This window comes from Roseofilum sp., assembly GCF_982964205.1.
The window spans coordinates 1-12,028 of record NZ_CEZBFX010000063.1; the positions used below are offsets into that span (position 1 = coordinate 1).

The 12,028-nt window shown below is 44.2% G+C and carries 10 protein-coding genes; 8 read left to right on the plus strand and 2 right to left on the minus strand.

Going from position 1 to position 12,028, the window contains the following annotated elements:
• Positions 1-79: 79 nt before the first annotated feature.
• Positions 80-1,591 carry a carotenoid isomerase gene (gene crtH / locus AC3A14_RS15390; protein ID WP_318732373.1) on the minus strand — a complete coding sequence of 504 codons (1,512 nt, stop codon included), beginning with the start codon at positions 1,589-1,591 and terminating at the stop codon, positions 80-82.
• A 78-nt stretch (positions 1,592-1,669) separates the two neighbouring features.
• Between crtH and upp the strand changes: the two genes are divergently transcribed.
• From upp to AC3A14_RS15405, 3 genes are all read left to right on the plus strand, one after another.
• On the plus strand, positions 1,670-2,320 hold the full coding sequence (upp, locus tag AC3A14_RS15395) for a uracil phosphoribosyltransferase (RefSeq protein ID WP_318732372.1): 651 nt from the start codon (positions 1,670-1,672) through the stop codon (positions 2,318-2,320).
• 83 nt (positions 2,321-2,403) lie between these two features.
• Positions 2,404-2,718 carry a ssl2009 family thylakoid membrane protein gene (locus AC3A14_RS15400; RefSeq protein WP_318698596.1) on the plus strand — a complete coding sequence of 105 codons (315 nt, stop codon included), beginning with the start codon at positions 2,404-2,406 and terminating at the stop codon, positions 2,716-2,718.
• Positions 2,719-2,915: 197 nt separating this feature from the next.
• A complete protein-coding gene (locus AC3A14_RS15405; RefSeq protein ID WP_318698597.1) occupies positions 2,916-3,203 on the plus strand; it encodes a YggT family protein in 288 nt (95 codons plus the stop codon).
• Here AC3A14_RS15405 and AC3A14_RS15410 read toward each other — a convergent pair.
• On the minus strand, positions 3,200-3,646 hold the full coding sequence (locus AC3A14_RS15410; RefSeq protein WP_318698598.1) for a hypothetical protein: 447 nt from the start codon (positions 3,644-3,646) through the stop codon (positions 3,200-3,202). The two genes, AC3A14_RS15405 and AC3A14_RS15410, sit on opposite strands and share 4 nt — an antisense overlap.
• A 180-nt stretch (positions 3,647-3,826) precedes the next feature.
• Here AC3A14_RS15410 and AC3A14_RS15415 point away from each other — a divergent pair, with 180 nt between their 5' ends.
• The 5 genes from AC3A14_RS15415 to AC3A14_RS15435 all read left to right on the plus strand — a co-directional run.
• On the plus strand, positions 3,827-7,411 hold the full coding sequence (locus AC3A14_RS15415) for an EAL domain-containing protein (RefSeq protein ID WP_318732371.1): 3,585 nt from the start codon (positions 3,827-3,829) through the stop codon (positions 7,409-7,411).
• A gap of 216 nt (positions 7,412-7,627) precedes the next feature.
• On the plus strand, positions 7,628-8,881 hold the full coding sequence (locus tag AC3A14_RS15420; RefSeq protein ID WP_318719894.1) for a hypothetical protein: 1,254 nt from the start codon (positions 7,628-7,630) through the stop codon (positions 8,879-8,881).
• A 25-nt stretch (positions 8,882-8,906) separates the two neighbouring features.
• Complete coding sequence (locus AC3A14_RS15425) at positions 8,907-9,374, plus strand: hypothetical protein (protein WP_318700112.1); 468 nt, start codon at positions 8,907-8,909, stop codon at positions 9,372-9,374.
• A 44-nt stretch (positions 9,375-9,418) separates the two neighbouring features.
• Positions 9,419-11,665, plus strand: coding sequence for a cation:proton antiporter domain-containing protein (locus AC3A14_RS15430; RefSeq protein WP_318719893.1), 2,247 nt, complete (start codon positions 9,419-9,421; stop codon positions 11,663-11,665).
• Positions 11,666-11,691: 26 nt separating this feature from the next.
• A partial coding sequence (locus AC3A14_RS15435; protein ID WP_487779052.1) for an alpha/beta hydrolase occupies positions 11,692-12,028 on the plus strand: 337 nt, incomplete at its 3' end.

Sequence of the window (12,028 nt, forward strand, 5' to 3'; positions counted from 1 at the left end):
ATTCCCTATTCCCTATTCCCTATTCTCCATTCCCCATTCCCTATTCCCTATTCCCCATTCTCCATTCCCTAGCAAAGCCCTACAACCCCAAATCTACCGCTATGCGATGAGCGCAAGCAAATCCAGAAAAGGCAACTGCATTCAAGCCTTGTCCGGGAAAAGTGCTATCTCCGACACAATATAATCCCGGAATACTTGTCCGATTAAAAGGCATTCCTAATAATCCTAATAACTTACGTTTGGGAATGGGACCATAGGTTCCATCTTGGCGGTTTAAGAAACGGCGATGGGTGCGCGGGGTCCCGACTTCTTCATAGTCTAATGCCGCTTCTAATCCAGGAAAAATAGCTTCTAATCGTTCAATGATGCGATCGGCAATTTCTTCTTTTTGGGCTTCATATTTTTTCGGAGTTAGTCCTTGCCATTGGTCAATCCAACTGGGGGTAAAGGTGTGGATAATATGATGACCGGGAGGGGCTAAATCAGGATCGAGCAAGGTGGGAATGGAGACAAAAATTGTCCCGTGGGAGGTTTCCATTTTATCCCAATCTTCAAGTAAAATATGATGGCATTCTGTGCCTTCTGGCAAGACAGAAGCGTTTACTCCTAAATGTAAGCTGACGAAACTGGGGGATTTTTGGTAGCGTTCTTGCCAGCTTTGTTCGGCTGGGGGTAGGGTTTCGGAAGGCAGTAAGGATTCAAAGGTGTTCCACCGGGTGGCATTGGAAACCACACGGCGAGCGGTGTAGCGTTTGCCATTGACTAATTCTACCCCGATGGCTTTGTTGTTCTTGAGGAGAATTTGTTTAACTCTGGATTTATAGAGGATTTGACTGCCTTTTTTTTCCAGTCCTTCAGCGAGTTTTTCAGCAATTTGTCCGACTCCGCCTTTGGGATAGTTAATGCCTCCATAATGGCGGTCAGAAAAGACCATCCCGGCATTGATCATGGGGGTGAGTTGGGCGGGGACAACGGACCAACAATAGCATTCAATATCGATGACTTTGAGCAGTTGCGGATCGCGGATATAGCGACGGGCAATGTCTCCCACGTTTTGTGGGAGATATTTCACCAAACCCAGGCAAGCCAAGGGATGCTGGAAAAATACTCGCATTAAATATCGGGGTTCTTCTAAGGAGAGGAGTTCCATGGCGTTGAGGCAATTAAACACGCGCCAGCATTCGTCATAAAATTGGCGGATGCCTTTGCGTTCGTGGGGGAAGCGATCGCCCAATTCTTGTATAAACGCCTCGTACTCCCGATGGACTTTTAGCTCTAAACCCCCTGGCAAATGATAATGGATTTGTACGGGATCGGGATAGGTATCTAAACTCATATCCACTGCATCCAGGGCACGGGTGAGTAAATTAGTCGTTCCCTGTTTGCCGAAGCCAAAAATCATGGAGGCTCCGACATCAAACCGATAGCCATTGCGCTCAAAATAGCCCGCACTTCCCCCTGGAATTAAATAACTTTCCAATACTAAAACGCGAGCGCCTTTAGCAGCGAGTTGGGTCGCGGTGACCAGTCCGCCAATACCGGAACCAATCACGATCACATCACAATCGGGGGAAGAAGACTCAACAGACATGACTATAGGAAGGGAAATAAATATTTAGAAGTCCAACATTTAATTGTAAACTATTCTTTGGTTTATCCTCACACACCCATGACTTTTCAACTGCACGTTCATGTCCCTCCCCATCCCCTAATTCAACATTGGTTGGCTGTTGCTCGCGATCGCCAAACCCCTAGCGCCCTATTCCGGACTTCCATGACGGAACTGGGACGCTGGCTTACCTACGAAGCAGTGCGAGACTGGTTACCCACATTCCAAACCACCATCGAAACCCCCCTAGCTCCCTGTGCAGCAACTCTAGTTAACCCAGAAATTCCCGTGGCTGTCGTTCCTATCCTACGAGCAGGTTTGGCTCTGCTAGAAGGCTCCCAAGCCCTGCTGCCTTTAGCGAAAGTTTACCATCTGGGTCTGGCTCGCAATGAAGAAACCCTAGAAGCAAGTTGTTATCTGAATAAACTGCCCCCAGAGTTTGCCCCAGAAACTCGGATCTTAATTCCAGAACCGATGCTTGCAACCGGAGGCAGCATTACCTTGGCCTTACAAGAACTCACCCAACGAGGTATTAATCCGGCATTTGTCCGTATTGTCTCCGTAGTTGCTGCCTCTCCAGCCCTGCAAAAGCTCAATGAAGAGTATCCGGCTCTTAAAGTGTATACCGCCTGTATTGACCCTGAATTGAATCAGCAAGGATTTATTGTACCGGGATTAGGGGATGCTGGCGATCGCACCTTTGGAACCTAACCTAAAGGCGTACTACTATAAAATCGCTCATTCATCCCCCATAACCGTTAACCTAGAAATAAAGCTTCACCTCACCCGATCCTATGACTCAATCTAATAACAACTTTGCCAGCGGATTTCTACTCGGCTCCATTGTCGGGAGTGTTTTAGGCGGTATCTTAGGGGCAACCCTAGCCAATCGTCGGAATGAAAACCTAGAATCTGAAGAAATCTTAAATGGGAATAGCCCAAATCAATTCCAAAACCCCAATCTTGATGTTAGAGCTGATGCCGAGATTGAAGCAGCTCGTCGCCGCCTAGAAACCAAAATCGCCCAACTCAATGAAACCATTGATGATGTGCGTGACCAACTGGGAACCATGAATAAGGTCTCCTCTGACCCAGAAACTAATGGGTAATCGGGAATGGGGAATGGGTAATTAGGGCATCTCCACGTCCCCCCATCTTCCCCGTCTCCCATCCCTGCGTCTGCATGTCGAACTGTTCTCATCTCCCCATCCCAACCGGTTCGGGAATTGCTCTGCCACTTCTGGGAAGCGATCCGGTACATTAGAAAACAAGTGATCCTGTAAATCTTTAGAGGAATAACATCCCCATGTACTTGCTTGCCAGCACCCTAGCGACATTTTGTAACATTTACTTTGTCCTGCTGATTATTCGAGTTTTATTGAGTTGGTTTCCCAGTATCAACTGGTTTGACCCCCCATTTTCTCTGTTGAGTCAGCTTACCGATCCCTATTTGAATATTTTCCGGTCGATCATTCCGCCCCTGGGGGGATTGGACTTTTCCCCCATTTTGGCGATCTTCTTGCTCCAGTTTTTAGCCAATGTGTTTAATACCCTTGAGGTATCCTTTGCATCAGGAGGGTCATTGGGCTTCTAGCGCCGAACTCGACCCCCAAACCCCGCAGCCTTGAATTGCTCTAGGATTAGGGGAGTCGGTTGATCGGCGGCCACTGAGATTCTCAGTTCAAAGTCACTGACTCCCGGTGGCACTTCTTCAATTAACCCCAAACGAGTCCGATTTTGCATGACAGGGTTGCGGTTGGCATCGTAGACGCGACCAAAAATATCGGCATCATAAACCGTTTTTCCGGTTGGATTCGTTGCTTTTCCATGGATGAGAAAGCAGTTTGCTCTTTGAGAGAAACCCCCGCTGGTGACAGCTCCTTCACCCATTTCTGGAGGGCAAGTTTCGTAAGAGAGGTCAGAGAGTTTAATTTGAGTGAGTGCCAAGGCATCAGGGGCGATGCTCCAAGAGGTAAGGATAAGAAGCAGCGCCACTAGAGCGAGTTGCACAGAACGAAGTAGAGAAGGCGATCGCATAAGTGATTACATCATAGACTTTATCTGATCGATTATTTAGCTTACCCTGGATTGAGCATCAAGCCCAAGGTTAGCCTTAGCCTTGGATTAGAGTTTCAATGGGCCATTTTGGCTAAGGGTGTATTGATATTGGCTGAATAATCGGAGATCTATGGGGGAATAACAAGGATGATGGGGGAAATGAAACCAATCCATACAAAAATCAAAGAAGCTCAATTCCGTTTCTTGATGGAAACTACAACGGATGGGGTTTGGATCTGGGAGGTGGAAGCTGACCAGGTGGTATGGAACGAAAAAATGTATACTCTGATTGGTCTTCCCCCTCAAGGAATTGAAGCCAATTTGGAGAGGGTTCAATCTCTGATTCATCCAGAGGATCTAAAGAAGTATCAAGAAATGATTGATGCAGCTCTAGAAACTGGCAATAGCTATGAACTAGAGTTTCGTATCCGTCGTAGTGATGGTCAATATATTTGGGTACTCGATCGCGCAACCGTATTGAAAGACAATGATAATCGTCCTTATCGGATGATGGGAACGATCGCAGATATTAGCGATCGCAAATATAATGAACTGTGGTTAAATGGGCAAAAACAGATTCTAGAGGCGATCGCCAAAAATGCGCCTCTCCAAGAAACCCTCAGCTTACTGATTAATACCTTAGAAAGCCAAGCTCCAGAACTGTTCGGATCGATCCTATTGAGAGATCCACAAAACAACTGCTTAAGGTTAGGGGTAGCTCCGCAGTTAGACCCCAATTACAACCAAGCCGTTGATGGCGTAGCTATTGGTGAAGGTTCCGGATCTTGTGGTACAGCCGCCTATCGAAAGGAACCTGTGATCGTAGAAAATATTGCCACCGATCCCCTCTGGAAAAACTATAAAGATTTAGCTCTATCCTATGGCTTACAAGCAGCTTGGTCGGTTCCTGTATTATCATTACAAGATCAAGTACTGGGCACATTTTGTTTTTATGCTCAATTCCCCAGTCTCCCCAAAGAGAAACATCACAAACGGATGGAGTCTGCCACCCGGTTAGCAGCAATTGCTATTGAACGATGTCAAAGTGAAGCAGCATTAAGGGAAAACGAGCAACGATTTCGTTGCTTATTTGAAGAAGTGCCTTTAATTTCAGTACAGGGATACGATCGAGACCTCAATATCTTTTTCTGGAATAAGGCAAGTGAAAATTTATATGGATATTCTCCTCAAGAGGCGATCGGTAAAAATCTAGAAGAGCTAATTCTTACCCCAGAAACAGCCGATTATCTACGCCAAGGGTATCATAACTGGATTACCCAAGGAATTCCTATAGCTCCAGGAGAATTAATTGTCAAAAACCATAACCAAGAAGCAATCCGTATTTTCTCTAGCTATGTCCTCCTGTACAATGCTCAAGGACAACCAGAATTATACTGTGTTGATTTAGATTTAACTGAACGCTACCAGCAAGCCGAAAAACTTTCTGAATTGAGTACCCGGCTGAAATATCTCCACCGCCTGAGTACCGGTAATTATCAAGATTTTGAGGAACTGTTTGCGGCTTACTTACAAGCTGGATGTCAACTATTTCGATTGACAACGGGATTTATTGCTAATCTCAATCAAGAGATTATTTGCTTAGAATTTGTGCAAAGTGATTTACCGCTAAAACCGGGAATGTGTTTTAATGTATCCGATACATACTGTTCGGAAGTGGTTGATCATCAGGACACCATTAGTTTTGGGAATATTGAAGACTATCCAAAACTGAAAGAATATTTTCCCTATAAAACGTTCAAGCTAGAATCTTACTTAGGAACTCCAATCATTGTGGAAGATAAAATCTATGGAGTACTGAGTTTTCTCTCTCCGGAAGTCCGCGACCAACCCTTTACCGAAGCCGATCGCGAGATGATTGAGTTAATGGCTAAGGATATTTCTCGCTTTATTACAGATCATCACCAAGAACTGAAACGCCAAGAAGCAGAATTAGCCCTGCGCGAGAGTGAGTTAAAATATCGCAGTATTTTTGAAAATATTAGTCAAGGAATTTTTCAAAGTACACCCGATGGCAATTATTTAAGTGCTAATCGGTTTCTAGCTCATCTCTATGGATATGATAGCCCAGAATCCTTGATCGAGTGCTTGACCGATATCGATCGCCAACTTTATGTCGATCCGACTCGTCGTCAACAGCTCAAAGACCTGACTAAAAAGCAGGGAATTGTTTATGATTTTGAGTCTGAGGTTTATCGACGAGACGGTGAAATAATCTGGATTTCAGAGACTCAAAGAGCGGTTTTCGATGAGGAAGGACATATTATCTATTATGAGGGAACCGTAGAAGATATTAGTGCTCGTCGTCAAGCGGAGGAACAACTGCACTATGATGCCTACCATGATAAACTAACGGGTTTAAAAAATCGGACGTGGTTTATCGATCATCTAGGTCAGACGATCCATGCCTATCAATTGCAAGAGACTGGCTTATATGCCATTCTATTTATTGACTTAGACCGGTTTAAAATTATCAATGATAGTCTGGGGCATTTGGTCGGTGATGATTTATTAAAACAGGTGGCTCAGAGATTACAAACTTCCCTGAGTGGAATTCATGGAGAGTCTTTTTGTCACCTGGATCGGGAGATTCCTAAAGATACATTAGCTCGATTTGGGGGGGATGAATTTGCGGTATTATTAACGTCCCTGAGCGATCCTCAAGAGGCGATCGCCGCTGCCGAACGGTTAGTCTCCCTGATGCGAACTCCCTTCCGGATGGGAGATTATGAGTTTTCTTTGGGCGCAAGTATTGGCATAACCTTAGGGCATCAGGATTATCACTCCCCAGAAGAACTCTTACGAGATGCCGATCTCGCCATGTATCAGGCAAAAGGACAAGGAGGAGGGCAGTTTGTCTGTTTTGAAACAGTCATGCATCCTCGCGCCCTAGCTCGGTTGCAGTTAGAACACGATCTCACTCGTGCCCTAGAGTTAGAAGAATTATCTTTATGCTATCAACCGGTAGTCTGCTTAAGAACAGGGGGATTAAAAGGATTTGAAGTCTTGTTGAGATGGAAACATTCTAAGAAAGGATGGATTTCACCGGGAGAATTTATTCCCGTGGCCGAAGAAATTGGTTTAATTAGCACCTTAGGATGGTGGGTTTTAGAGCAAAGTTGCCGTCAATTGCAGCAATGGAGAGCCGAGATCTCCCAGGGGTTAGAGATCGTGTTGAATGTAAACTTGTCCTTATTGCAACTGAAACAGACGAATTTAGTTGAGCAAATTGAAAAATTATTGCGATCGCATCATATTCCCGGTGATTGCTTAAATTTAGAGGTTACCGAAACGAGCTTTCTGGAAACTTCTCAATTTGATGCGTCCATCTTGCATGAACTCAAAGCATTGGGCTTGCAACTGTCTATTGACGACTTTGGCACCGGGTACTCCTCCCTCAGTCGCTTACACCAACTGCCCATTGATATGATTAAAATTGACCGGGAATTTGTTGATGGTATAGAAACAGATATTAGCAAAGAGGCGATCGCCCAAACCATCATCACCCTCGCCCATAACCTGGGGGCACAACTCGTTTGTGAAGGGATCGAAACCCCACCTCAATGCTGTAAATTGCAAGAGCTTGGGTGTGAATATGCACAAGGTTATCTCTTTTCTCGCCCCCTGATCCCCCTATCCGCTACCCAATTACTCAAACATCCCCATTTTCAACAAGCCATTAATTGGTCATCTTGTGGTTGCTCTGTAGCCTCATATAGCACGTAGAAATAGGGAATAGGGAATGGGGAATAGGGAATGGGGAATAGGGAATGGGCTTAGAGTTGCTAAGGAGTCAGAATTTCAGTAACTCCTAACCACCTTGGCCGTTGCTATAATGCTTATCACCCTACCAGAACCCCATGATCGGAGAGTATATTAAAAACACTAACCCTATGATCCATTACTTATTACCGATTCCCCATTAACGATTCCCCATTACCCATGAGCCATTCTGCTCAACTTACCCTAAATTCCTGTTTACTAGACTTAAATCTCCAAGATTTTCAAGTCAGTCCGACAACTTTAACTCAAGTTGTCTTAAATCAGTTCGATCAACGTCCAGACCTTGCCGGTGTAATTATTTCCAGTTCTGAGCGACTATTGGGCATGATTTCCCGGCGTTTATTTTATGAACATTTAAGTGAAAGCTACAGCACACAAAAAATATTACAAACCCCCATTCATTTTTTTTTGAATAATATGAAAACCCAAGGGAAATGTTTGCAGCTTTCCTATACTGAAAAAATTGGTACAGCCGTTAACATTGTTCTATCCCGCGATCCCAAAGTTATTTATGAACCCATTGTAGTTGTTTTCCAAGAAGCTAGTGTCCCCGGGATAGCTGCCTATTTTTTATTGGAATTTCAAACTCTTATTTTAGCTCAATCTCAAATTTTGTCTGACTTAAACCGGGAAATAGAAAATAAACAACTTGAAGGTCAACGAAACACGATAAAACTAGAGCGAGAGCATCAAAAAGTAGAAGCCTATGCTCGACTACTTGAAGATCAATTGGCTGCGATCCATGAACGCAATCAGCTCCTGGAATTACAGCAGCAAGAATTAGTGCAAAAAAATGAAGAGGTTGCTGATTTAAATCATCGATTTATTCAAATTGGAAAACTTTTATCCCAATCCGGTAAACGAGCATTTCGAGCTACCTCCTCTGGCGTAGGTGTGATTTGTAATCAAACCGATAAAATTGTGAAAACTGGAGACCTGTTAGAAGAAGAACTTAAAACGATTGATGAAACCTCAAAATTGATTGAAAGAGTCAGTCAACAGGTGCGACACCTAGCCGTACAACTGGCCATTATCGCCAATCAAATGAGTTCAGAAATGAGAGGCTTTAGTAGCGTCAGTTCAGAAATTAGTCAATTGGTTACCCAAACTTTTGAAGCGGGGCAACAAATGAAACGGTTCGCGAATCGATTTCGCCAAAGAATTCAAGAGTTTACCGAATTTGCCCAAACGGGAAGTCAAGTGGCTACTTCTTTAGTGGATAAAGTCGAGAGTGCTGAAAAATCCCTCAAAGATTTAGAATTATTAGTTCAATTTCAAGCGAATAAAAAAAGATCTGTTCCTAGACCCGCCCCCCCGAAATCTCGCCCCAATCCAACTGATAGTAATTCCAGGGCTTCTGAAGAGAAAAATCAGAAGAATGGCTCTGAGTCCCCTAGGAGTGATAAACTGTAGAGGAGTGTTACCTCATAATTAAAATATGATCAAAACAGGAATCAAAATAGCTTTAAGTTTATCTTTCTTTTTATCTATGGGGATGAATGCGGTCAGTCAAACCCCTCCTGCAAATACCTATCAAGAAGGATTTTGGCAACCGATCGCCCGGGTTGACAATCCCCAATTTCCGATGACTGTTGAGCTGGTCAACCAAACCGGTCTAAATCTAGATTATGGCTTGACTACTGACTCGCCAATACAAGTACCAGAGTCCTTACGTTCAGGGGAAACCACGAGTATAGTTCTTGCCGATCCAGAGGCGAATATTTCCATTGGTTATATTCCTCTAGATCCCAGGAATGAAGAGATTAGCTTTGAATACAAAATTACCATAAACTCTAGTTCATCTATTCGGTTTGAAATTCTTCGCACGAACCAACCGGATCGGGTAGGCGATGGCATTGGTCGGGTGATTGATATTCAAAGTACGGGGGGGATTTTTATTTATTAATTTCATAAAATTCGCTTACCCATCTCTCTCAAATATTAAAAAAAATGGCAGCCGATCATCACTTTATCCTAGACTTAACTCTTGTTTTAGGTGCTTCTGCTCTTGGAGGATATGTAGCTACTCGCCTACGACAACCGGTACTGTTAGGATATCTGGTGAGTGGGTTTGTGGTGGGGCCTTTTGGCTTGCAATTGCTGGCAGAAACGGAACAGATTAAACCCTTAGCGGAGATCGGAGTTGCATTTTTATTATTTGCGTTGGGAGTAGAATTTTCCCTTGCAGAATTAAAGCGGGTGAAAGAAATTGCCATTCAAGGGAGTTTGTGGCAAATTGGCTTAACCTTAAGTTTAGTGGCGATCGCCTCAACGGTCCTCGGTTGGGTCAGCGGTTGGACGCAAGGAATTTTCTTGGGGTCAATCTTGTCACTTTCTTCAACAGCGGTTGTACTGAAAACGCTCGCCGAGCGAGGAGAAGTTAATACCCTTCATGGGCAAGTGATGTTAGCGATTTTAATTGCCCAGGATTTAGCTCTGGGGTTAATGTTAGCCATTTTACCTGCATTAGATGCCCCTGAACATATCTGGTCTACATTAGGAGCAGCTTTACTCAAAGTATCCATCTTTTTGGGGTTGGCGATCGCCTTGGGACGATGGGTTGTTCCTCCCCTGATCAAAAGCATCGCCCGCACCGAAAGCAGCGAACTCTTCCTCTTAACTACCATTGCTCTGTGCTTAAGTGTTGCCCTGGTTACTGCCCATCTGGGGTTATCCATTGAAATGGGAGCCTTTGTGGCTGGCTTAATGATGGCCGAAATTGATTATGCCGATCAAGCCCTCGCTAAAGTTCTCCCCTTACGCGATACCTTTGCCAGCCTCTTTTTTGCCTCCATCGGCATGTTAATCGATCCGCAAATTTTGCTCGATAACTTCGGCATTATTTTAGGATTAGTGCTGATGGTGATGTTCGGGAAAGCCCTGATTATCTTCCCCATTGTCCTCAAATTTGGCTACTCCTTAAAAACTGCCGCGATCGCTGCCTTGGGTTTAAACCAAATCGGTGAATTTTCCTTTGTCCTCGCCTTAGAAGGATTCGATCTGGGACTGTTAACAGAGGAAAAATATCTCCTGATCTTAGGCACAACTGCCATTACCTTAATGCTCACCCCCATTAGCATTCGCTTTGCCCCCCGGTTAGCCCAATTTATGGATAGAATCCCTGGACTCAACCCACTCCTACGTCAACAAGAAATTAAAGCTCTCTCCTTACCAGAAACGATTAAAAATCATGTTGTCATCGCTGGCTATGGGCGAGTCGGACAAGCCCTAATTAGAATATTGCATAATCAAGGACATCCCCTCTTAGTTATTGACAATAGTGAAGCTGCGATTCAACGATTAAGACATCACAATATTCCCTATATTTTTGGTGATGCTGACTCCGAATTGGTCTTAGGCAAAGCTCATTTAGAAACGGCTAAAGCCCTAGCCATCACCCTCCCCGATCCCGGCACGACCAGACTCTTGCTCAAACATGCCCTAGAATTTGCACCGGAATTGGATGTGGTTGCCCGATCCCATAATAATAGTGAAATTGATGTCCTCACCCAACTCGGGGCCCAAGAAGTCGTGCAACCGGAATTTGAAGCAGCCCTAGAAATGGGGGCCCATTTACTTTCTACATTAGGTGAATCTCAGTGGGCAATTCAATCGGTTATTCAAGCGATTCATCGCGATCATTATCGCAGTGTCCGTCCAGAAAATTTGATGGGTCTGCAACAGAAATGGCTGGATGATGCCACTGAATCTTTGCACCATGAATGGGTAAAACTTTCAGAAACATCATCCTTAGATTGGATGACCCTAAGTGAAACCGATATCCGTCATTTAACCGGAGTGACAGTGATGGCTATTCAGCAAGGTGACGATCGGGTCTATTATCCAAAAAATAAAATGACCTTGCGTTCCGGTGACCAATTATTAGTCGTCGGAAAACCGGAAGAAATCTTAGCTTTTCGAGATTTAGTTGAGGGACGTAGTGCCCTTGCCGAAGGGATCAGTCATTGGTTAACCCTTTCTGAGCTATCTCCCTTGATTATGCTCACTCCCCGTGACATTTGGCAAAAATATCAGGTGGTCATTCAAGCAGTACGTCGCCATGGAAAACTTTATAATCCGGTGGATTCAGCTATGCAATTAGAAGCAGATGATTGTTTATTATTGCGAGGGGAGAGCGATCGCATCCAAGACGCGATCGCTGATGATATCCTCTTGAACCCAAACGAGTTAAACTGATCTCTATTACCGATTACCCATCCCCTATGTCCCTCGATTATCTTGAATTTGCTTCTTCTAGCCAACCTCCCCAGGGTTTAGTGATTTTTCTCCATGGTTGGGGGGCAAATGCACCGGATTTATACCCCCTAGCTGAAACTCTGAATTTACCGGAATATCAGTTTATCTTTCCCAATGCTCCTTTTGCCCATCCCGAAGTTCCAGGAGGGTTAATGTGGTATGGTTTAGACTTAAATAATCCTGAAAAAATATTTAGCGATTCTCAAAGAATACAAGCCTCCTATAAACAACTTAAAGCCTTTTTAGAAGGGTTATCTCAACAAACTGGAGTCCCTTTAGAAAAAACCGTTTTAGCTGGATTTT

What these genes read in the sequence shown, in the direction of transcription:
- crtH (WP_318732373.1), bottom strand. Translation starts at nt 1,591, where the DNA reads ATGTCTGTTGAGTCTTCTTCCCCCGATTGTGATGTGATCGTGATTGGT.
- upp (WP_318732372.1), top strand. Translation starts at nt 1,670, where the DNA reads ATGACTTTTCAACTGCACGTTCATGTCCCTCCCCATCCCCTAATTCAA.
- AC3A14_RS15400 (WP_318698596.1), top strand. Translation starts at nt 2,404, where the DNA reads ATGACTCAATCTAATAACAACTTTGCCAGCGGATTTCTACTCGGCTCC.
- AC3A14_RS15405 (WP_318698597.1), top strand. Translation starts at nt 2,916, where the DNA reads ATGTACTTGCTTGCCAGCACCCTAGCGACATTTTGTAACATTTACTTT.
- AC3A14_RS15410 (WP_318698598.1), bottom strand. Translation starts at nt 3,646, where the DNA reads ATGCGATCGCCTTCTCTACTTCGTTCTGTGCAACTCGCTCTAGTGGCG.
- AC3A14_RS15415 (WP_318732371.1), top strand. Translation starts at nt 3,827, where the DNA reads ATGAAACCAATCCATACAAAAATCAAAGAAGCTCAATTCCGTTTCTTG.
- AC3A14_RS15420 (WP_318719894.1), top strand. Translation starts at nt 7,628, where the DNA reads ATGAGCCATTCTGCTCAACTTACCCTAAATTCCTGTTTACTAGACTTA.
- AC3A14_RS15425 (WP_318700112.1), top strand. Translation starts at nt 8,907, where the DNA reads ATGATCAAAACAGGAATCAAAATAGCTTTAAGTTTATCTTTCTTTTTA.
- AC3A14_RS15430 (WP_318719893.1), top strand. Translation starts at nt 9,419, where the DNA reads ATGGCAGCCGATCATCACTTTATCCTAGACTTAACTCTTGTTTTAGGT.